Here is a 21,588-nt window from a genome sequence, read left to right as displayed (position 1 = left end):
AAGATCTGCCCCCGACAACCGTGAGCCCGAGGACTGACCCCAACCCCTTTTTGGAGTACTGCCATGAGCGCCAACGTCGACCAGAACAACCGCCCGGACTACGATCAGGTCCTGCAGGACATTGCTGATTATGTCCTCAACTACCGGATCGACTCCCGGGATGCGTTGGACACCGCCCGCAACTGCCTGATGGACACCTTGGGCTGTGGCCTGCTGGCCCTGCGCTTTCCGGAGTGCACCAAGCACCTGGGGCCGATTGTCGAGGGCACGGTGGTGCCGTTTGGCGCGCGGGTGCCGGGCACGTCGTTTCGTTTGGATCCGGTCAAGGCCGCGTGGGACATCGGTTGCATCGTGCGTTGGCTGGACTACAACGACACCTGGCTCGCCGCCGAATGGGGCCACCCTTCGGACAATCTCGGCGGCATCCTCGCCGTGGCCGATCACCTGTCGCAGAAACGCGTGGCCAATGGCGATGCGCCGTTGACCGTGCGCGCGGTGTTGGAAGCGATGATCATGGCCCACGAAATCCAGGGCGTGATTGCCCTGGAAAACTCCTTCAATCGGGTAGGGCTCGACCATGTGCTGCTGGTCAAAGTCGCCTCCACGGCGGTCACCGCCAAGCTAATGGGTGCCAACCGTGAGCAGTTGCTGGCGGCGCTGTCCCATGCGTTTGTCGATGGGCAGGCGTTGCGCACTTACCGGCATGCACCGAATGCCGGTTCGCGCAAATCCTGGGCGGCGGGGGATGCATCGAGTCGGGGCGTGCGCCTGGCGGACATCGCCTTGCGTGGCGAGATGGGCATTCCGGGTGTCTTGAGTGCGCCGCAGTGGGGTTTCTACGATGTGCTGTTCAGCCACACCAACAAGGACCTGGCGCTCAAGCCGGAGGACAAGCGCGCGTTCAGCCTGTCCCAGCCCTACGGCACCTATGTGATGGAAAACGTGCTGTTCAAGATCAGCTTCCCGGCCGAGTTCCATGCGCAAACGGCCTGTGAAGCAGCGGTGACCTTGCACCCCTGGGTGAAAGATCGCCTGCAGGAAATCGAGCGCATCGTGATCACTACCCATGAATCCGCGATCCGCATCATTTCCAAAGTCGGCCAATTGGCCAACGCTGCCGATCGCGACCATTGCCTGCAATACATGACCGCCGTGCCGTTGGCATTCGGCAATCTGGTGGCCGAGCAGTACGAAGATGAATTCCACGCCGCCCACCCGATCATCGATCAGTTGCGCGACAAAATGGTCATCGTCGAAGACCCACGCTACAGCCGCGAATACCTGGAGGCCGACAAACGCTCCATCGCCAATGCGGTGCAGGTGTTCTTCAAGGATGGCAGCAGCACCGAGCAGGTGGCGGTGGAGTACCCGATTGGCCATCGCCGGCGCCGTGTGGAGGGCATTCCGTTGCTGGAAGACAAGTTCAAGGCCAACCTGGCCACACGGTTTACCGGGCAGCGCAGTGCTGAGATTTTTGCGCTGTGCAAGGATCAGGCACGGCTTGAGGCAATACCGGTCAACCGGTTTGTGGACCTGTTCGTGATCTAGCAGACGACGCGGTCAATGTGGGAGCTGGCTCCCACATTGGATCGCCTTCACTCAAATCGCAGGATCACCCTGCGGTTATGCTTGCTCTTCTTCTCGATCTTCTCGCAAAACACCCGGCCGATTTCTTCGGTGTTGATCACATGGGTGCCCCCACACGGCTGGATATCGATCCCGGCGATTTCAATCACCCTGACCGAGCCTTGAATCACGGGTGGCGCCACGGCCTGTGTGCGGGTGATCTGCAACAACGTTGCATACTCCGTAGCCGGCATCGACAGGGTTTTCACCGGGTGAGCCTGTTCGATCAGCGCATTGAGGTCGCGGGTGATGCTGTCTTTGTCGAGGGTCATTTCGGGCAGGTCGAAATCCAGCCGGCCCTTGTCCGCACTGATGCTGCATCCGGTGACCGGCGCATCGATGATCGAACACAGCAGGTGCAGGCAGGTGTGCATTTTCATGTGCTGGTAGCGCCGCTCCCAGTCGAGGCCTGCATCCACCTGTACCCCAGCCGTCAGCTGCGCGGGGCAGTGTTCCACCTGATGCCAGATGATCGAGCGCAGCACCGGGTCGCGCACCGTGCCGGTCACGTCGACCCGCGTACCGTCCGCGAGTGTGAGGTGCCCCGTGTCGCCGGGCTGTCCGCCGCCCGTGGGGTAGAACAAGGTGTGCTCCAGGGCGATGCCGTGTTCGCTGACGGCAATCACCCGGGCGCTGAAGGCGTTCTGGTAGGGCGCGCTGTCGAACAGCGCCAGGGTTTCCATGGTGTGCACGGACATGTTCAACCTCCGACGATCAGTGGGCTGGCTTGCAGCAGGGAACGCACCATTGCACTCAAGCCAGGGGGCGAGAGCAGGGTGATTTCAAATTCCGGGCCGCAGACTTTCAGGTTAAGCGGCAAGCGTGGCAAATGGCTGCCCGACTCGACGCGATGCAAGCGAAATTGCAGGTGGTGGCGCTCCTTGACCGTGGGCTCCAGCATCAGCCCTGGCAAGGGATGGAAATCGGCGTCCAGCACGGTCACTTTATGGCTGGCGTTGATCTCGCCCACCACGTGCAATCGCTCATCCAGGGCAAAGGCGCCGAGGTAGTTGCTGTGGTCCGATTCATCGTTTTTTTGCAGCTGGATCTGGTTCACCACCTTGACCTTGGTGCCGGCGGGAACGTCCTGGGTGATGACGCAGGACGGGCTGATAAACACGTTATCGCCAATCAGCACATAGCCCAGCACGCGGGCCCCGGACCCGACCTCGACGTTATTGCCCAGGCGTGGATGGCGCTTGCCATCGGGGTTGTTGGCGATGCCACGGGCGCCCAAGGTCACGCCGCAGAGGATGTAGCAGTCGTTGCCGATTTCGCAGGTTTCGCCGATCACCGTGCCGTAGCCGTGGTCCAGCACGAAGCGTCGGCCGATGCGTGCGGCGGGGTGAATCTCTGCACCGGAAAGCACCTTGCCCTGGTTGCTCAGCTTGAGGGCAATGCGCGAGAACACGCCGTTGGTCTGGTCCGGGAAATGCCATACAAGGTGCGCCAGGCGGTAATACAGCACCGCCTTGAACGAAGCGTAGGATTCCAGGATCAACTCGCCGCGCCCACGTGAGGCCGGATCACGGTAAGCGTAGGCGATCAGGTCCTCGGCCACCGCCTGCGCCGCATTCTGGATCAGCGTGGCCAGGTGCGGTTCCAGCTGTTTCAGCTGGGCGGGCGTGAGGGTCTTGATGAGGTGGGTGAGCAACTCATCGTGCAACTGTTGCATGTCGATAAAACCGCCCATGGAGGCACCCCCGTATTCTGGTTGGCTGGAAACCCGTTTATTCGAAACTGGGCAGGTAGCTGTCGGCATTGTCGTAGACCATGGTCAGCACCACCGTTTCGGGCGGTAGTTCGGGGGCGAGCTTGGCGATGGCCACCATGTTGGCGGCGGACGACAGGCCCAGGCTGATAGCGTCGGTGCGCATGATGCGTTTCATCATGTCGATGCAGTCCTGGCGCGAGACCTTGAGCATGCCGTCGATCACGTCCAGGTTGAGAATGCTCGGGATCAGGCCGATCGACAGGCCCTGGATGTGATGCGGTGCGTGCTGGTTTTTCAGCAGGTCGCATTCTTCCGGTTCCACGCCCATGACGCGCAGCTGCGGCCAAGCGGCTTTGAGGGTTTCACCGATGCCGGTGATATGCCCTCCGGTGCCGATGCCGCTGACAAAGTAGTCGGCGCGCAGCTCACCGAAGGCTCGCAGGATTTCTGGTGCGGTGGTGTCGCGATGAGTCTGCGGGTTGGCGCCGTTGCGCTGCTGGTTGAGCATCACGTAGCTGGGGTTTTCCAACTGCAGTTCCATGCACTTTTCGCCGTGGGAATTGTTGCCCAGGCGGCTGTCCGACAGCACCACCTTGGCCCCATATAAACGCAGCAGCTTCTGTTTTTCGGGGCTGTAGTTGTCGGGGATCACCAGCACCACTTTGTAGCCCAGCACATTGCCGGCCATCACCAGGCCGATGCCGGTGTTGCCGCCGCTGGGTTCGATGATGGTTTGTCCGGAATCACGGATCAGCACGCCCCGGCGCTCGGCGTCGAGGATCATGCCCAGGGCGATACGCGCCTTGTGGCTGCCGCCGGGGTTGAGGGATTCGAGCTTGGCGTAGACCTCGATACCGAGGTCTTCGGAAAACTGCGCCAGGCGCACGATCGGCGTTTGGCCGATCACGTCGAGGATGGAGTTATGCAACATCATTCAGCCCCCCGCTCAATACAACGGCATGTCGGGTTCGACGTCGCGAACCCAATGCTTCATGCCACCCTGCAGGACTTTGGTGTTGGCGAAACCGGCGGCCAGCAAGGTACTGGCTGCTTGCTCCGCGCGGGTGCCGGCGTAGCAGATCAGGTAGTGGGTGTTGTCCCGGCTGAGGCGGTCGAGGTGGCCGTCCAGTTCAGCCAGGGGGATATGCACCACCCCCGGCAATTTGCACACTTCCAGTTCGCTGGCGTCGCGCACATCCAGCAACACGTCTGCGCTGCTGGGGTGTTCGAGTACTTGCTTGAGTACTTGCGGCTTGATGTAGCGCTCTTCGGCCAGCGAGGGCTGGTTGGGCACGGCATCCGCGCAAACTGCGGGGGCCAGGGTTTCACTGTGCCGCGCTTCGGAGCAGCACGGGCAGTCGGCGCGGCGCTTGAAGCGGATTTCGCTGAACTTCATCGCCAACGCGTCGAAGCGCATCAGACGGCCGGATAACGGTTCACCAATGCCGATCAATAGTTTGATCGCCTCGGTGGCCTGGATCATCCCGACCACACCGGGCAGCACGCCGATCACGCCACCGGCGCTGCAATTGGGCGCCAGTTCTGCGGGCGGCGCGCTGGGGAACAGGCAGCGGTAGCACGGCCCGCCTTTGTAGTTGAGCACGCTGATCTGCCCGTCGAAGCGGTAGATCGCGCCGTACACCAACGGCTTGCCCAGTTGCACGCAAGCGTCGTTGACTCGGTAGCGAGTGTCGAAATTGTCGGTGCCGTCGATCACCAAGTCGTAGGCGCCCACCAGTTCCAGGGCGTTGTCGGCATTCAGCGCTGTGTCGTGGGCGTTGATCTGGATATGGCGGTTGAGGTCTTGCAGGCGCTGCTTGGCAGATTCGACTTTGGGCATGCCCAACGTACTGTTGCCGTGGACGATCTGGCGTTGCAGGTTGCTGCTTTCGACCACATCGAAGTCCACCAGCCCCAGGGTGCCGACCCCGGCAGCCGCCAGATACAGGCTGATCGGCGAGCCCAGGCCACCCGTGCCGATGATCAGCACCTTGGCTTTCTTGAGGTTCAACTGACCTTCGCGACCTACGCCCGGCAGGGTGATGTGGCGCACGTAGCGTTGTACTTCTTCGTTGCTCAGCGCGTCGACGTCCATGCCACCGGACGTGGCCAGCAGCACCTCGATTCTGGCTTTCTCGGGCAGTGGGTCATCCGCGCCAACCAGCTCTTCCTCGGCGGTAAACAGGAAGTGTTCCTTGAGCTGGTTGTTCTTCTCGTGAAACAGATGCGGACGCAACTGTGGGTGGCTGCTGCAGAGGTTTTCAATGACTTCGCGCAATGTCGATCCGGTGCCCTCGAGGGTCGATTCCGGCAGCTTGGCCACGCGAACCAGAATGTCGGGGAAAGAGACAGCGTTCATGGACAACTCCGTGTGCAGGTCGTTGAAGGGTTGAAGGGCGAAATGCTTGCCATCCCAGGCAAACAGCTTGGAGCCCAGGGCCTGGCCCTGGCGAACGTCGACCACCAGGTAGCTGACGGGGTAGATCGGCTCGCCCATGAACAGCGCCTTGTCCTGGTCTTCATCGCTGAAATAGGCACCCACGTCGGGGTGAGAGTGGTAGATCACCACCACCGGGTTGTCGCTGCGAAACGCCTTGTTCAGCAGCAGGGTGTCGGGCACCGAGAACGTGTAGCCGTTGGCCGCGCTGCGCGGGTACATCTCGGGGTTCTTGTGGTGCAGTTCATTCTGGATATTGCTGCCCAGGTACACGCTGCCGTCGGCGAAGACAAAACCACAACATTCCTCTGGGTAGCTGCGGCTGGCGTGGGCGTAGATCTGTTCCAGGGCCTTGGGGCGGAGGACGTCCATGTTTCTCTCGCGTGGCTGAAGTTGATGGGGCAGGGCAAGGGTCAATTTTTCTTGGCCAGGAGTTTTTCAACGGGCAGTTTGGTGATCGCAAAGCCGGCCAGCAGGATGGCCGAGTACAGCATCAGGTCGCGGGAAATCGACACGCCTTCGTACCAGGCGCCGATGATCACCGCGAACACCGGGAAGATGATGAACACGAACGACAGGATGATCGGGCTCAAGCGCTTGAGCAGCATGAAGTACACGATGAATCCGCCCACCGAAGCCACCAGGCCCAGGTAGAACAGCGCGCCCCAGGAGCGCAGGGTGATGGCCTCGAAAGTCGGCGTTTCAAACCACAGCCCGGCGACGAACAACATCAGCCCGGCAATCCCGATGGGCAGCGTGTTGTAGGTGATCACGCTGATGGCGCTGCCTTTCTGCTTGGTGATGACATAGCACAAGGCATGCATGACCGCGGCGGTGAGGATCGCCAGCACGCCGAAGAACTCAGCGTGGTCCAGGTGCAGGCCCTGGCTCTTGATGATCATGTAGAGGCTGCCGAAACCGATGCCGATGCCAACCACCTGGGAAAAGTAGATGCGCTCACGCAGGAACAGCGCGGAGAAAATCAGGATGAACACCGGCATGCAGCTGAACAGCAATGCGGTCAGGCCGGACGAGACATGCATCTCGCCGTAGTTGAGCAGGTAGTAGGGCACGCTGAAGTAGGACAGGGTCACGAACACGAAGAACCAGCGGCTCTCACGGGGAAACAGGATCGGCTCGCGGCGCACCATGGCAAAACACAGGAACAGCGGGAAGGCGATCAGGAAACGCAGGCCCGCGGACGTCAGTGGCGGCACGCTCTCCACGGCAATCTTGATCCCCAGCCACGTGGTGCCCCAACTCAGGCACACGATCAGGAACATCACGCTGGTGATCAGCCCGGCCAACCACTGTTTTTGGGTTTTGGTTTTGGCGGTGTTTTCGAGAACGGCGGACATTGGCATCGTTTATTGCTTCCCTGAGCCGGAATTGAACTCTATATTGAGCTTGTAATGAGTTGTAAAATTCGGCGATTGAACCCGTAAAAGCACACTATTAGGGCGAAAGATGGCTGTCAAAACAAATATTGACATGGTGTCAATTATGCGTGAGGGGTTGTCCAACGGTCAGGGCGTGAAGTACAAGCGCCTGTCCGATGTCATGGAGCGGGGCATCCTCGAAGGCTTGATTGAACCAGGACGAAAACTGCCGCCCCATCGGGTGCTTTCCGACAATCTGGGCGTGACCATCGGTACCATCAGCCGGGCCTACGGTGAGCTGGAACGCCTGGGGTTGGTAGTGGCGCGGGTTGGTGACGGCACGTTCGTGCGCAAGCGTGGGATGGAGCGCCAGCGTGATGAAGGCTTTCGCAACTTCAGCGAAGAGCCGCGCCAGTACTTCGACATGAGCCGCAATATGCACATCCCCGGTCAGGAAACCGTGTTCCTGGCCCAGAGCTTCCAGACCCTGTCGACCAACGCCAAATTCCTCCAGGACATCAGCGCCTACACCCCCGACGCCGGCCTGCCGCGCTACCGTGAAGCGGGCGCGCAATGGCTGGTGCAGCGTGACTTTCACCCGATTCCCGAGCAGGTCATCTGCGTCAATGGCGGCCAGCACGGCCTGCTGTGTTCGATGATGGCGCTGTTACGGGCCGGCGATACGGTGGTCACCGAGCAACTGACGTATCCGGGCCTGATTACCGCTGCGCGGATGCTGGGTATCCGGTTGATCGGCCTGGAGATGGACGAAGAAGGTGTGCTGCCGAGCGCGCTGGACGAAGTCTGTCGAAATCACCGGGTTTCAGCGCTGTACTGCACGCCGACAATCCAGAACCCGACCACGGCGGTGCTTTCGGTGGCGCGCCGCGAAGCCTTGGTCAAAGTCTGCCGTGAGCACAACCTGCTGATTCTTGAGGACGAAGCCCACGGCGTACTGGTTGAAGATCGGCCGCCGCCGCTCAGCCATTTCGCCCCCGAGCGTACGATTTTGATCAGCAGCCTGAGCAAAGCCGTGTCGGCCGGGCTGCGTGTGGGCTATGTGCACGCGCCACCGGCGTTGGTCAGCCGGATTTCGGCCGCCCTGCGTTCAACGTGTTGGATGGCCACGCCCGTCACCCTGGAACTGGCTACCCAATGGATCGAAAACGGCACGGCGGAGTACCTGTTGCGCCAACAGATCAACGAGATCAGCCGGCGTAAGGCCTTGGTCCGCGACCTGCTGGCCGGTCTGGAATATCGCACCCATCTCAATAGCCCGCATTTCTGGATCGAAGTGCCGGAGCCCTGGCGGGCGTCGGAAATCGAGGCGGAGCTCAAGCAGAATAATTACCTGATCGCCACCGCCGAGGCATTCGCCGTTGGGCAAACGGCGGTGCCACAGTTTATTCGGGCGAGTATCTGCAATACGTCGGGGGATGATCAGTTGTTGCGGGCGGGGTTTGATGCGTTGGCGACGGCGCTGGGGCAGGGGGGAGGGCGCTTCCAGCTGTAGGCCTTGATCTTTGTGGTGAGCGGGCTTGCCCGCGCGAGGCAAGCTCGCTCACCACAAAAGTGCCAGGCAGAAAATATTACTTGAAGCGCCGCTCCACGCCTTTCTCCACCAGAATCTTCGCCGAAATCTCTTCCACCGAAAAATGCGTGGAATTGATGTGCGCAATATTCTCGCGACGGAACAGATTTTCTACTTCGCGCACTTCGAACTCGCACTGCGCATAGCTGGAATACCGGCTGTTGGGCTTGCGTTCATTACGGATCGCCGTCAGCCGGTCCGGATCGATGGTCAGCCCGAACAGCTTGTGCGAATGCGCGCGCAGGGCGGCTGGCAGCGTCAGGTGCTCCATGTCGTCCTCGGTCAGCGGGTAGTTGGCCGCGCGGATGCCGAATTGCATGGCCATGTACAGACAGGTGGGCGTTTTGCCGCAGCGGGATACGCCCACCAGGATCAGGTCGGCTTTGTCGTAGTAGTGGGTGCGGGCGCCGTCATCGTTGTCGAGGGCGAAGTTCACCGCCTCGATACGCTCCATATAGTTGGAGTTGTGCCCAATGGAATGGGACTTTCCTACCGAGTACGACGAATGTTCACTCAGCTCTTGTTCCAGCGGCGCCAGGAACGTCGAGAAAATGTCGATCATGAAACCATTCGACGTTGCGAGAATCTCACGAATGTCTTGATTGACGATGGTGTCGAAAATGATCGGACGAAAACCGTCTTTTTCGGCCGCCAGATTGATTTGTTGTACCATGGCCCGCGCTTTATCCACGCTGTCGATGTATGGCCGCGTGAATTTGGCGAAGGTAATGTTTTCGAACTGCGCGAGCAGGCTTTGACCCAATGTTTCGGCTGTGATGCCGGTGCCGTCGGAGATAAAGAAAGCAGATCGTTTCATTTGAGCCCTGGGCCTTAAGCTGATGGCGAATCTTGGATATGATAGGCGCGATTTTGCCGTCCCGCAGTGGGCCGCATTCTCACTTATTTTCCAGGTCCAGGCCACAAGCGCTGGCGATTGCTCCTACTGAGCAGCCGGCGTCCTGAGCTTTTCCAACACAGTTAGTGGAGAGATCACCTTGGTAGAGTACGTAGTTTCCCTCGATAAGCTCGGCGTCCATGATGTAGAGCACGTGGGGGGCAAGAACGCATCCCTCGGCGAGATGATCAGTAATCTTGCAGGCGCTGGTGTCTCGGTGCCCGGTGGTTTCGCCACCACGGCCCAGGCTTACCGCGATTTCCTCGAACTGAGCGGCCTCAACGCTCAGATCCACGCCGCGCTGGACGCCCTGGACGTCGACGACGTCAATGCCCTGGCCAAGACCGGTGCCCAGATCCGCCAATGGATCATGGAAGCCGAGTTCCCCGAGAAGCTCAACGAAGAAATCCGCACCGCCTTTGCCGCGCTGTCGGCCGGTAACCCGGACGTCGCCGTTGCCGTGCGCTCTTCAGCCACCGCCGAAGACTTGCCGGACGCCTCTTTCGCCGGCCAGCAAGAAACCTTCCTGAACATCCGCGGCGTGGAAAACGTGATCCGCGCGGCCAAGGAAGTGTTCGCCTCGCTGTTCAACGACCGCGCCATTTCCTACCGCGTGCACCAAGGTTTCGACCACAAGCTGGTGGCCCTGTCTGCCGGTGTGCAGCGCATGGTGCGTTCGGAAACCGGCACCGCCGGCGTGATGTTCACCCTCGATACCGAATCGGGCTTCCGTGACGTGGTGTTTATCACCGGCGCCTACGGCCTGGGCGAAACCGTCGTACAAGGCGCGGTCAACCCTGACGAATTCTACGTACACAAGCACACTCTTGAAGCCGGCCGCCCGGCCATTCTGCGCCGCAACCTGGGCAGCAAGGCTATCAAAATGATCTATGGCGACGAGGCCAAGGCCGGTCGCTCGGTGAAAACCGTTGAAGTCGACAAGGCCGAACGCGCGCGTTTCTGCCTGACCGACGCTGAAGTCAGCGAACTGGCCAAGCAAGCGATGATCATCGAAAAGCACTACAAGTGCCCGATGGACATCGAGTGGGCCAAGGACGGTGACGACGGCAAGCTCTACATCGTGCAGGCCCGTCCGGAAACCGTGAAAAGCCGCACGTCGGCCAATGTCATGGAGCGCTACCTGCTCAAAGAGACCGGCACCGTGCTGGTGGAAGGCCGTGCCATCGGTCAGCGCATCGGCGCCGGCAAGGTGCGGATCATCAAGGACGTGTCCGAGATGGACAAAGTCCAGCCAGGCGATGTACTGGTCTCCGACATGACCGACCCGGACTGGGAACCGGTGATGAAGCGCGCCAGCGCCATCGTCACCAACCGTGGCGGGCGTACCTGCCACGCGGCGATCATCGCCCGTGAACTGGGGATTCCTGCGGTCGTGGGTTGCGGCAACGCGACCCAGCTGTTGAAAGACGGCCAAGGCGTGACTGTTTCCTGCGCCGAAGGCGACACCGGTTTCATCTTTGAAGGCGAGCTGGGCTTCGATATCAAGCAGAACTCCATCGACGCCATGCCAGACCTGCCGTTCAAGATCATGATGAACGTCGGTAACCCGGACCGCGCTTTTGACTTCGCGCAATTGCCGAACGCCGGTGTCGGCCTGGCCCGCCTGGAGTTCATAATCAATCGCATGATCGGCGTGCACCCCAAGGCCCTGCTGAACTACGACGGCCTGCCGCTGGACATCAAGGAAAGCGTCGACAAGCGCATCGCCGGCTACAACGACCCCGTGGGCTTCTACGTCGAGAAGCTGGTGGAAGGCATCAGTACCCTGGCGGCGGCGTTCTACCCGAAAAAGGTCATCGTGCGCCTGTCGGACTTCAAGTCCAACGAATACGCCAACCTGATCGGCGGCAAGCTCTACGAGCCGGAAGAAGAAAACCCGATGCTGGGCTTCCGTGGCGCCTCGCGCTACATCAGTGAAGCGTTCCGTGACTGCTTCGAACTCGAATGCCGCGCCCTCAAGCGCGTGCGTAACGAGATGGGCCTGACCAACGTCGAGATCATGGTGCCGTTCGTGCGCACCCTGGGCGAAGCGAGCCAGGTGGTGGACTTGCTGGCTGAGAACGGCCTGTCCCGTGGTGAAAACGGCCTGCGCGTGATCATGATGTGCGAACTGCCGTCCAACGCCATCCTGGCCGAAGAATTCCTGGAGTTCTTCGACGGTTTCTCCATCGGCTCCAACGACCTGACCCAGCTGACCCTGGGCCTGGACCGTGACTCCGGGATCATCGCGCACTTGTTCGACGAGCGGAATCCTGCGGTCAAGAAGCTGCTGGCCAACGCCATCCAGGCCTGTAACAAGGCCGGCAAGTACATCGGTATCTGCGGCCAAGGCCCTTCCGACCACCCAGATCTTGCCAAGTGGCTGATGGAACAGGGCATCGAAAGCGTCTCGCTGAACCCCGATTCCGTGCTGGAAACCTGGTTCTTCCTGGCGGAAGGCCAAGCGTCCGCCTAAGATCGTCACGTCAAAAGTGCCGGTCACCCGTGGTGGGTGACCGGCATTCTTATCTGTACAGGGCGGGAATCCTCGCGGACGCCGCCCTTTTTTGTGCAAGAGCATTATGCAAAGCAGCAGCAACTTGTTTCCCGTCGCCCTGATCAGCGCTGAACGTCGTGGCGACCTGAGTGAAGACGTGTATCGCCTAAAACCCGGTAACAGCCTCGACGGCACTGTCGAGCTGGCGGTTACCCGTTTGGGCCTGGCCGATGTCCCGGAAAACCGGGGCATCCCGGTTATTTTGTTGCATGGCAGTTTTTCCAACCGACGCTTCTGGTATTCGCCAAAAGGCATCGGGTTGGGTGCTTATCTGGCGCGAGAGGGGTTTGATGTCTGGATCCCGGAAATGCGCGGCCATGGCCTGTCCAAGCGCAATCATGACTACGCCCGCAACCGCGTCGCGGACTATGCGCGTTATGATTTGCCGGCCATCGGCGCGTTCGTGCGTGAGCAAAGCGGACAGATTCCCCACTGGATCGGCCATTCTCTCGGCGGCACCAGCTTGGCGGCGGCCCTGGGTGGGCAGCACCTGGGTGCGCCGGCCGTGGCGTCGGTGGCGCTGTTTGGCTGCCAGGTCAGTCGCACCCACTGGCCGTTGAAACTGCCACCCGTGGAATGGACCGGGCGCCTGCTGTTGAAGCGTTTTGGCGAAGTGTCCGGCTCGCGCCTGAAGCGTGGCCCCGAGGACGAACCGGCGGGCGTGATGATCGAAGCCATGCGCTGGAATGGCCTGTTTGGCCGCTTCGGCGAGGGCAAGAACGATTGGTGGAAAGGCCTGGCTGAAGTCGATGTGCCGCTGTTGGCCGTCAGTGCGGCCGGGGATCATCAAGACCCCGACTGGGCCTGCCGCAAGCTGTTCGAGCAAATCGGCTCGGAGCACCGTCAGTACCTGTGCCTGGGCCGTCAGCAAGGCTTTACCGGGGATTTCGGGCATGTGGAGATGCTGGTGAGCAAAGCCGCCCAGGCCGAAGTGTGGCCGTTGGTGGTGCAGTGGCTGAAAGATCCGCTCACACCCTTGCCAGGCGCGCAGGCCGAGGTGTTGGCTACGGTTTGAGGCAACGCTCTGCCAAGGGCGTTTCGCTCATGTGTGGTTGCGGCTAAGATATGACGCGTTAAACGCTTCTGGTCATATTCAGTCGCGCAGTGGCTATTGCGTTGCGGCGAGACGGATGGGATGTTTCGCACCTGCCCTGGCTGGCGCTTCTTTCGAAAGACACCTCTTTGACGGAAAGGAATTTTTCAATGAACCATTACGTGACCCCCGATCTGTGCGACGCCTACCCGGACCTGGTGCAGGTGCTCGAACCGATGTTCAGCAACTTCGGCGGCCGGGATTCCTTCGGCGGCGAGATCGTCACCGTCAAATGCTTCGAAGATAACTCCCTGGTCAAGGATCAAGCCGATCAGCCGGGTGCCGGCAAGGTGCTGGTGGTCGACGGTGGCGGCTCCCTGCGTCGCGCGCTGCTGGGCGACATGATCGCCGAGAAAGCGGCGAAAAACGGCTGGGAAGGGCTGGTGATCTACGGTTGCATCCGTGATGTCGACGTCATTGCCCAGACCGATCTGGGTGTACAGGCCTTGGCCAGCCATCCGATGAAGACTGATAAACGCGGTATTGGCGACCTGAACGTGGTCGTTACTTTTGCGGGTGTGACCTTTCGTCCGGGTGAATACATCTATGCCGATAACAATGGCGTGATCGTTTCCCCCAGCCCGCTGAAAATGCCCGAATAAGACAGGAGCAAGGATGTTCGAGGAAGAAAACGCGCAATGGGGCCTGGTGCATGCCCTGGTGCTGGACGGTAAAGGCGGTGCGCGTTCGATTGCCCGGACTGAACTCGACGACTTGCAACTGCAGCCCCAGGAGAGCCTGTGGCTGCATTGGGATCGCAGCCACCCGCAAACCCAGACCTGGCTGCGCAAATCCAGCGGCTTGAGCGAGTTTGCCTGTGACCTGTTGTTGGAAGAAAACACCCGTCCGCGCCTGTTGCCGCTGCCGGACTCGGAATTGCTGCTGTTCCTGCGCGGGGTCAACCTAAACCCCGGTGCGGAGCCGGAAGACATGGTCTCGGTGCGCATCTTTGCGGCTGCCAGCCGTGTGATTTCCCTGCGCCTGCGCCCCTTGCGCGCCACTGACGAGCTGTTGGTGCAGTTGGCGGACGGCAAAGGGCCGAAAACCGCGTCGGAACTCATCCTTTATATGGCGCAGTACCTGACCAATAAGGTGCAGGATCTGGTCTCCGACCTGTCTGAAATCGTTGATGCCGAGGAAGAAAAACTCGATACCGACGAACGGTATACCCCGGAACACGGAAGCATTTTGCAGATCCGCCGACGAGCGGCCGGGCTGAAGCGATTCCTCGCTCCGCAACGGGATATTTTTGCCCAGCTCACGCGGATCAAATTGCCGTGGTTCTGTGATGACGATGCCGACTACTGGAACGAATTGAACAACAGCCTGACCCGCTACCTGGAAGAACTCGAATTGACCCGGGAGCGCGTGGGGCTTGTGCTGGAGGCCGAAGACCGGCGTTTGAGCGTGCGCATGAACCGCACCATGTACCGCTTCGGGATCATCACCGGAATCTTCCTGCCGATGAGTTTTCTCACCGGTCTGCTGGGCATCAATGTGGGCGGTATTCCGTTCTCCGCCAGCCCCTATGGATTCATGGTGGCATGCCTGTTGATGGTCTCGGTGGCACTCGGACAATGGTGGCTTTTTCGACGATTGCGCTGGGTTTGAGCTGAATATGACCTGAACGTAGGAAGGGTCCTATGTGACCCCAAGAATTTTACCCTCGTCTTTTAAATCACTTGCGAGAGGTCTTTATGCACGATCCGTTCGAACAGTCTTTGCGTGACATGCTCAATGCCTCGCCGTCCAACCGCGACGACGATGCCTGCCTGGGCCGCGTGTTGAAAACTGCCAACCGCCAGGTGGGTGCGGGTGACCTGTTCGGTCTGCTCGGCCGCTGGCTGCCGGCGTTGATGATGGCCCTGAACAACGGTTCGGCCCACGTATCGCCGGTTTCCCGTCGTAAACCTCTTGCTCGCACTGCTGATAAGGCTGATTGAATATGGAACTTGATCTCTGGACCCAGAGCCTGGTCACCGCGATGACCGCATTGTGGACCAAGGTGGCGAATTTCATTCCCAACCTGTTTGGTGCCTTGGTACTGGTACTGTTGGGCTTTGTCGTGGCCAAGCTGCTCGACACCCTGCTGTCCAAATTGCTCGCAAAACTGGGCCTTGATCGTCTGATGGCCGGCACTGGCCTGACCAAGCTGCTGGGTCGCGCCGGGCTGCAAGTGCCGATCTCCACCTTGATCGGCAAGATCGTCTATTGGTTCGTTTTGCTGATTTTTCTGGTTTCTGCGGCTCAATCCCTTGGACTTGAGCGAGTTTCAGCTACGCTCGACATGCTGGCGCTGTATTTGCCGAAGGTTTTCGGCGGCGCGCTGGTGCTGCTGGTAGGCGTTTTGCTGGCGCAACTGGCCAATGGGCTGGTGCGCGGCGCCGCCGAAGGCGTGGGGCTTGACTATGCGGCGGGCCTGGGGCGGATCGCCCAGGGCTTGGTCATTATCATCAGTATTTCGGTCGCGATCAGCCAGTTGGAGGTCAAGACTGACCTGCTCAACCATGTGATTGTGATCGTTTTGATTACCGTTGGTCTGGCCGTTGCGCTGGCCATGGGCTTGGGAAGCCGGGAAATTGCCGGTCAGATTCTTGCGGGAGTCTATGTGCGTGAGTTGTATCAGGTTGGGCAACAGGTGCGTGTGGGCGAGGTCGAAGGGCAAATCGAGGAGATCGGCACAGTCAAGACGACGGTGCTGACCGATGACGGCGACCTGGTGTCGTTGTCCAATCGGATTCTTCTTGAGCAGCAGGTCAGTAGCCGCTAATCCGGCAAACCCTGCTAATGTACGCCGCCGCAAACCCGGCTGACCGGGCTGTAGCGGACATTGACCTGACTGTCGGCACGACTTGTTTTGAATAAAGCCCAAACGCTGTCCACGCGCTATGACCCCCGTGAGCTCTCTGATGAGGAGTTGGTCGCGCGCTCGCACACGGAGCTGTTTCACGTAACTCGCGCGTATGAAGAATTGATGCGCAGATATCAACGCACTCTGTTCAACGTTTGTTCAAGGTATTTAGGGAACGATAGAGATGCGGATGATGTCTGTCAGGAAGTGATGCTCAAGGTGCTGTACGGCCTGAAGAACTTCGAGGGCAAATCGAAGTTCAAGACATGGCTATACAGCATCACGTACAACGAGTGCATCACGCAGTATCGTAAGGAACGGCGAAAGCGTCGCTTGATGGACGCGTTGAGTCTGGACCCCCTCGAGGAGGCGTCTGAAGAGAAGGCGCCGGCACCCGAGGAGAAGGGCGGACTTGATCGCTGGTTGGTGTATGTGAACCCGATTGACCGGGAAATTCTGGTGCTACGATTTGTCGCAGAGCTGGAATTTCAGGAAATCGCTGACATCATGCACATGGGTTTGAGTGCTACAAAAATGCGTTACAAACGTGCTCTTGATAAATTACGTGAGAAATTTGCGGGCGAGACTGAAACTTAGTGCGTGGCAAATATCTCTTACGTGTAGGCAAGTTCTGTTAGACTTGTCGCCGAGTTGTCCCCCGGTTTGTGGGACTGCTTTACAATCACCAGATGGGGATTTAACGGATGAAACTGAAAAACACCTTGGGCTTGGCCATTGGTTCTCTTATTGCCGCTACTTCTTTCGGCGTTCTGGCACAAGGCCAAGGCGCAGTTGAAGGCGAGCTGTTCTACAAGAAGCAGTACAACGATAGCGTCAAGCACATCGAAGACGGCTTCAATCCTGGCGCTCGCATCGGTTACTTCCTGACCGACGACCTGTCCTTGAACCTGTCCTACGACAAAACCAACCACACCCGTTCGAACGACGGTACTGGTAACCAGAAGATCAAAGGCGATACCGGCAGCCTGGTTGCCCAGTATCACTTCGGTCAAGCTGGCGTAGACAGCCTGCGTCCGTACGTAGAAGGCGGTTTCGGCCACCAGAGCCGTACCAACGTTCAAGCTGACGGCCACAGCGGTCGCGACCAGACTACCTTCGCTACCGTTGGTACTGGCGTGAAGTACTACTTCACCAACAACCTGTACGCTCGTGCCGGTGTTGAAGCTGACTACGGTCTGGACAACGGCAAGTGGGACTACTCCGCACTGGTCGGCCTGGGCGTGAACTTCGGCGGTAACGCTGGCGCAGCTGCCCCAGCTCCTACCCCAGCACCAGCTCCAGAGCCAACTCCAGAGCCAGAAGCTCCAGTTGCTCAGGTTGTACGTGTTGAGCTGGACGTTAAGTTCGACTTCGACAAGTCGGTTGTTAAGCCTAACAGCTACGGCGACGTGAAAAACCTGGCCGACTTCATGGCTCAGTACCCAGCTACCAACGTAGAAGTTGCTGGTCACACTGACTCCGTAGGTCCAGACGCTTACAACCAGAAGCTGTCCCAGCGTCGTGCTGACGCTGTTAAGCAAGTCCTGGTTAAAGACGGCGTTGCTCCTAGCCGTATCACCGCAGTAGGTTACGGCGAATCCCGCCCAGTTGCTGACAACGCAACTGAAGCTGGTCGTGCTGTTAACCGTCGCGTAGAAGCGTCGGTTGAAGCTCAAGCTCAGTAATTACTGAGTGGTAGAAAAAAGCCCGGCTTAGGCCGGGCTTTTTTTCGCCTGCAATTTGCCTCAGGCGCTGGCGGCTTGGGCGAGTCTAGCGACCTGGCCTGGGGCTGCAACACGGCCGATTACCAGGATAGCCGGGCTCTTCAAGGCAAATGCCTGCGCATCTTCGTACAGACGCCACAGCTCGCTGCGACATTCCCTTTGCAGGGGCAGCGATGCATTCTCGATCATCGCCACCGGCATATCCGCCGCCATTCCTCCGTCGAGCAGTTGCTGGCGGATTTCCTCCAGCTTCGCTACGCCCATGTACACCACCAGGGTGGTCCCGCCTTCTGCCAGCGCACGCCAATTCAGGCTGCTGTCGTCCTGGGTATGCGCCGTGACCAGCGTCACGCCGCGACTCACCCCGCGCAAGGTCAGTGGCACTGCGCAATTCGTTGCGCCCGCCAGGCCTGCGGTAATGCCGTTGACCAACTCCACCTCGACACCCCGTTCACGCAGCCACATCGCCTCCTCACCACCGCGCCCGAAAATGCACGGGTCTCCGCCTTTGAGGCGCACCACACACTTGCCTTGGCGCGCATAACGCAGCATCAGGCGGTGGATGAAATCCTGCGGGGTCGACCGGCAGCCACCGCGTTTACCCACGGTAATCACCCGCGCTTCAACGCAATGTTCCAGCACTGCCGGGTTGACCAAGTCATCGATCAGCACCACATCGGCCTCACGCAGGGCGCGTACCGCCTTGAGGGTCAACAGCTCCGGGTCACCCGGACCCGCGCCTACCAGCCAGACTTTTGCATTCATAAGATGTTCCTCGTCCAGGGATGACGTCAGCGGTGAAAGAGTGAGTACAGCAGCACCAGATTGATCAGCAGCGAGAGCAGCGCCAGGGTGCGCCAGACCTTCAAGGGTTCACGCTCCAGTAATGGCTTGGGGCGGATGCTAAGTTCCCGGCGGTCAGCCTGTTCCAGCACGCGCAACCACTCTTCGGCGGTCTCATAGCGATGGGCGGGTTGGGCCGCCACGGCCCGCTCCAGGCTGAGGGGCAGCCAATCCGGCACGTCCGGGCGGTAGCGGCTGGCGCTGACAGGTTGAGTGAACCGTGGCCGTTGGAAAGCCTCGATTTCGCCGTAGGGGTAATGTCCGGTCAGCAGGTAATACAAGGTTACGCCAACGCTGTATAAATCCTGTTGGGTGGTAGGACGCTCGCCGTTGAAGGCTTCAGGTGCAATAAAGCTGGGTGTGCCCGGCAACGCATGGTCGCTGTCTTCCGACAGGCCTGGGCAATACGCCAGGCCGAAATCCAGCACCCGCAATTCGCCGTCGTCCCCGAGCAGCAGGTTTTCTGGCTTGATATCGCGATGCAGGATCTGCCGTCGATGCAGCATGCCCACAGCGCGCAGCAAACGCTCGGCAATCGACTGCCATTGCGCCAAGGGCAAGGGGCCTTGCTGCTGGAACAGTTCGGCCAAGGTTTGGCCGGAATACTCACGCATCACGTAGTACAAATGCTGGCGCCCGTTGCCGGCATGCACTTCAGGAAACGCCCGTCCCGCAACCCGCCGCAGGAACCATTCCTCCGACAGCAAGGCCTGGCCGGCATCATGATCATCGTCGCGGCTCAGCGGCAGGGTTTTCAGCAGCCAGGGTTGCTGCTGGGCATCGCGCACCCGGTAAAGCAGTGACTGCCGGCTTTGCGCCAACACGCTTTCCACCTGCCAGCCTTCAAAATGCTGCCCGGCTTTCAACGGCGGTGGCAGTGGCCATTGCCGCAACTGCACCAGCGCGTCGCCGAGGGTGGCGGCGCCGAGGGTGTCGATCCGGATGAGCAACGCGCTGGCATTGTCCTGGCTGCCGGCCAGGTGCGCGGCAGTCACCAGGGTGTTGACGGCCAATTGCATGTCCGTCTGTTCGCGCAGAATTGCCTGGATACTCTGATCGCCCAGGGTGGCCCACACACCATCACTGAGCAGCAGGAAACATTCGCCTTCACGCAACTGACCGTCGAGAAAATCCACCACCAGGTGTTGATCCAGGCCAAGGGCGCGCTTGAGCACATGCTGCATGCCCGGTTGCTCCCACACGTGATCCTCGGTAATGCGCTGCAATTGGCCGGCGAGCCAACGATACGCCCGGCAATCGCCGACATGCGCCAGGGTAAAACGCTGGCCGCGAAACACCAGCGCGCTCAGGGTGGTCAGCAGCGGCTGACCACCGCCATTGGCTTGCAGCCAGCGATTCTGTGCCAGCAGCAAACGCTCCAGGGCCTGGGCCACGCCCCAGGTTTGCGGTGTGGCGTAGTAATCCAAGGCCAGTGCCTGCAAGGTCGAGCGCGCGGCCAGGCCGCCGTCGGCGCATTGGCTCACGCCGTCGGCGATGGCGCACAGGTAGCCCTTGCTCGCCGCCAGTTCGGCCACGGGCGTGACCACCCGCAGCGCGTCCTGGTTTTCCGCCCGTGGGCCAATGGCACTGGCCTGGGCGACGCTCAGTTGCAGGCTCATCAGACCCGCGCAGCCGTCACGGCCGCCGAGCCCCAGGTGGTTCTCCAGCGACGCTTCACGCCGTGCAGGCCGAACCAGGCCAGCACGCCCAGGCTGGCGAACAACCACAGCGCCATCTGATAGCTGCCGGTGCTTTGCTTGATCGCACCCATGCCGGCTGCCAGGGCGAAGCCGCCGATACCGCCGGCCATGCCGATCAGGCCGGTCATCACGCCGATTTCACGGCGGAAACGCTGCGGCACCAGTTGGAACACCGCGCCATTGCCTGCGCCAAGGCCCAGCATGGTGCAGACGAAAAGCGCCAGCGCTGCGTAGGAACTCGGCAGATTGAATCCCACCGCCGCGATGCAGATCGCCGCCACGCTGTACATGCCCAGCAGGGTACGAATCCCGCCGAAACGGTCCGCCAATGCGCCGCCCAGTGGGCGCATCAGGCTGCCGCCGAACACGCAGGCGGCGGTGTAGTAGCCAGCGGTTACCGGGCTCAGGCCGTATTGGTCATTGAAATAGCCGGGCAGGGCGCTCGCCAGGCCGATAAAGCCGCCAAAGGTCACGCTGTAGAAAAACATGAACCACCAGCTGTCCCGGTCACCCAGCGCCTTGAAGTAGTCGGCCATGGACTTGGCCTTCGGGCGTTCCGGGGCGTTGCGCGCCAGCCAGGCAAAGACAATCAGGGTCAGCACCAGAGGGATCAGCGCGAAACCGAACACGTTGCTCCAGCCAAACGCGGCCGCCAAAACCGGTGCCAGCAACGCGGCGAACACCGTGCCGGAGTTGCCTGCACCTGCGATGCCCATGGCTTTGCCCTGGTGTTCCGCCGGATACCATTGGGAGGCCAGGGGCAGCGCAACGGCAAACGAGGCACCGGCCATGCCGAGGAACACGCCCAGCAACAGCGCTTGTTCGTAGCTATGGATTCCGAGTTTCCAGGCGCCGAACAGGGCGCAGATCACGATCACCTGACCAATCAGCCCGGCCGTCTTGGGCGACAGCTTGTCTGCCAGCATGCCCATCAAAAAGCGCAGAATCGCACCGGCGAGGATCGGCGTCGCGACCATCAGGCCACGCTGCTGAGTGGTCAGGTGCAGGTCGGCGGCAATCTGTATCGCCAAGGGGCCGAGCAGGTACCAGACCATGAAGCTCAGGTCGAAATACAGGAACGCGGCAAACAGGGTCGGGGTGTGCCCGGATTTCCAGAAGCTTGATTTCATCACGCACCTCAACGGTTGGGAGTCTTGCAAGAAGGCCAAAACGAAAAA

19 protein-coding genes are annotated in these 21,588 nt (G+C 60.3%); 10 read left to right on the top strand and 9 right to left on the bottom strand.

Annotated elements, in window-relative coordinates; translation table 11 throughout:
- The first annotated feature begins 63 nt into the window (after window positions 1-63).
- Window positions 64-1,548 (top strand): 2-methylcitrate dehydratase, encoded by a 1,485-nt coding sequence (gene prpD / locus AYR47_RS29925; RefSeq protein ID WP_061449261.1) that lies wholly within the window; start codon window positions 64-66, stop codon window positions 1,546-1,548.
- 47 nt (window positions 1,549-1,595) lie between these two features.
- On the opposite strand, the gene AYR47_RS29920 is transcribed toward prpD, so the two are convergent.
- Genes AYR47_RS29920 through AYR47_RS29900 form a run of 5 tightly spaced genes read right to left on the bottom strand, consistent with a single transcriptional unit; the run spans window position 1,596 to window position 7,084 of the window.
- The gene (locus tag AYR47_RS29920) at window positions 1,596-2,324 is read right to left on the bottom strand and encodes an alanyl-tRNA editing protein (protein ID WP_038851169.1); all 729 of its coding nucleotides are present in this window, start codon (window positions 2,322-2,324) and stop codon (window positions 1,596-1,598) included.
- 2 nt (window positions 2,325-2,326) lie between these two features.
- On the bottom strand, window positions 2,327-3,319 hold the full coding sequence (locus AYR47_RS29915; RefSeq protein ID WP_033901211.1) for a serine O-acetyltransferase: 993 nt from the start codon (window positions 3,317-3,319) through the stop codon (window positions 2,327-2,329).
- Between the two features lie 37 nt (window positions 3,320-3,356).
- Entirely contained in the window at window positions 3,357-4,271 is a 915-nt protein-coding gene (locus AYR47_RS29910; protein WP_025999978.1) for a PLP-dependent cysteine synthase family protein, read from the bottom strand.
- 15 nt (window positions 4,272-4,286) lie between these two features.
- Complete coding sequence (gene moeB / locus AYR47_RS29905; RefSeq protein ID WP_061449260.1) at window positions 4,287-6,149, bottom strand: molybdopterin-synthase adenylyltransferase MoeB; 1,863 nt, start codon at window positions 6,147-6,149, stop codon at window positions 4,287-4,289.
- Window positions 6,150-6,190: 41 nt separating this feature from the next.
- Window positions 6,191-7,084, bottom strand: a complete 894-nt coding sequence (locus AYR47_RS29900) for a DMT family transporter (protein WP_162240124.1) — start codon at window positions 7,082-7,084, stop codon at window positions 6,191-6,193.
- 160 nt (window positions 7,085-7,244) lie between these two features.
- Between AYR47_RS29900 and AYR47_RS29895 the strand changes: the two genes are divergently transcribed.
- Window positions 7,245-8,669 carry an aminotransferase-like domain-containing protein gene (locus tag AYR47_RS29895; protein ID WP_033901208.1) on the top strand — a complete coding sequence of 475 codons (1,425 nt, stop codon included), beginning with the start codon at window positions 7,245-7,247 and terminating at the stop codon, window positions 8,667-8,669.
- 76 nt (window positions 8,670-8,745) lie between these two features.
- On the opposite strand, the gene ppsR is transcribed toward AYR47_RS29895, so the two are convergent.
- Entirely contained in the window at window positions 8,746-9,564 is an 819-nt protein-coding gene (gene ppsR / locus AYR47_RS29890) for a posphoenolpyruvate synthetase regulatory kinase/phosphorylase PpsR (RefSeq protein WP_003193298.1), read from the bottom strand.
- Window positions 9,565-9,742: 178 nt separating this feature from the next.
- On the opposite strand from ppsR, the gene ppsA reads away from it, so the two are divergent.
- The 8 genes from ppsA to AYR47_RS29850 all read left to right on the top strand — a co-directional run bounded on the left by ppsA (window position 9,743) and on the right by AYR47_RS29850 (window position 17,828).
- Window positions 9,743-12,118: a phosphoenolpyruvate synthase gene (ppsA, locus tag AYR47_RS29885; RefSeq protein WP_028617515.1), complete on the top strand. Its 2,376-nt coding sequence runs from the start codon at window positions 9,743-9,745 to the stop codon at window positions 12,116-12,118.
- Between the two features lie 106 nt (window positions 12,119-12,224).
- A complete protein-coding gene (locus AYR47_RS29880) occupies window positions 12,225-13,214 on the top strand; it encodes an alpha/beta fold hydrolase (protein ID WP_061449259.1) in 990 nt (329 codons plus the stop codon).
- A gap of 188 nt (window positions 13,215-13,402) precedes the next feature.
- Window positions 13,403-13,894, top strand: a complete 492-nt coding sequence (rraA, locus tag AYR47_RS29875; protein WP_016979262.1) for a ribonuclease E activity regulator RraA — start codon at window positions 13,403-13,405, stop codon at window positions 13,892-13,894.
- Between the two features lie 13 nt (window positions 13,895-13,907).
- The gene (locus tag AYR47_RS29870) at window positions 13,908-14,903 is read left to right on the top strand and encodes a zinc transporter ZntB (RefSeq protein ID WP_033901206.1); all 996 of its coding nucleotides are present in this window, start codon (window positions 13,908-13,910) and stop codon (window positions 14,901-14,903) included.
- A gap of 86 nt (window positions 14,904-14,989) precedes the next feature.
- Entirely contained in the window at window positions 14,990-15,235 is a 246-nt protein-coding gene (locus AYR47_RS29865; protein ID WP_005790375.1) for a hypothetical protein, read from the top strand.
- Between the two features lie 2 nt (window positions 15,236-15,237).
- Complete coding sequence (locus tag AYR47_RS29860) at window positions 15,238-16,062, top strand: mechanosensitive ion channel family protein (protein WP_061449258.1); 825 nt, start codon at window positions 15,238-15,240, stop codon at window positions 16,060-16,062.
- Between the two features lie 87 nt (window positions 16,063-16,149).
- The gene (gene sigX / locus AYR47_RS29855; protein ID WP_010208495.1) at window positions 16,150-16,740 is read left to right on the top strand and encodes an RNA polymerase sigma factor SigX; all 591 of its coding nucleotides are present in this window, start codon (window positions 16,150-16,152) and stop codon (window positions 16,738-16,740) included.
- 107 nt (window positions 16,741-16,847) lie between these two features.
- Window positions 16,848-17,828 (top strand): OmpA family protein, encoded by a 981-nt coding sequence (locus tag AYR47_RS29850; RefSeq protein ID WP_015885346.1) that lies wholly within the window; start codon window positions 16,848-16,850, stop codon window positions 17,826-17,828.
- A 60-nt stretch (window positions 17,829-17,888) separates the two neighbouring features.
- Here the strand turns inward: AYR47_RS29850 and cobA are convergent, their stop codons facing one another.
- Genes cobA through AYR47_RS29835 form a run of 3 tightly spaced genes read right to left on the bottom strand, consistent with a single transcriptional unit; the run spans window position 17,889 to window position 21,540 of the window.
- Window positions 17,889-18,632, bottom strand: a complete 744-nt coding sequence (gene cobA, locus AYR47_RS29845) for a uroporphyrinogen-III C-methyltransferase (RefSeq protein WP_061449257.1) — start codon at window positions 18,630-18,632, stop codon at window positions 17,889-17,891.
- Window positions 18,633-18,658: 26 nt separating this feature from the next.
- On the bottom strand, window positions 18,659-20,329 hold the full coding sequence (locus tag AYR47_RS29840; RefSeq protein WP_061449256.1) for a bifunctional protein-serine/threonine kinase/phosphatase: 1,671 nt from the start codon (window positions 20,327-20,329) through the stop codon (window positions 18,659-18,661).
- A complete protein-coding gene (locus AYR47_RS29835) occupies window positions 20,329-21,540 on the bottom strand; it encodes a nitrate/nitrite transporter (protein ID WP_016979267.1) in 1,212 nt (403 codons plus the stop codon). The genes AYR47_RS29840 and AYR47_RS29835 overlap by 1 nt, the downstream gene beginning before the upstream one ends.
- Window positions 21,541-21,588 lie beyond the last annotated feature (48 nt).

This window comes from Pseudomonas azotoformans, assembly GCF_001579805.1.
GTDB lineage: Bacteria > Pseudomonadota > Gammaproteobacteria > Pseudomonadales > Pseudomonadaceae > Aquipseudomonas > Aquipseudomonas azotoformans_A.
The sequence above is the reverse complement of the archived record's forward strand: the minus strand, read 5'-3'. Positions and strand labels throughout refer to the sequence as shown.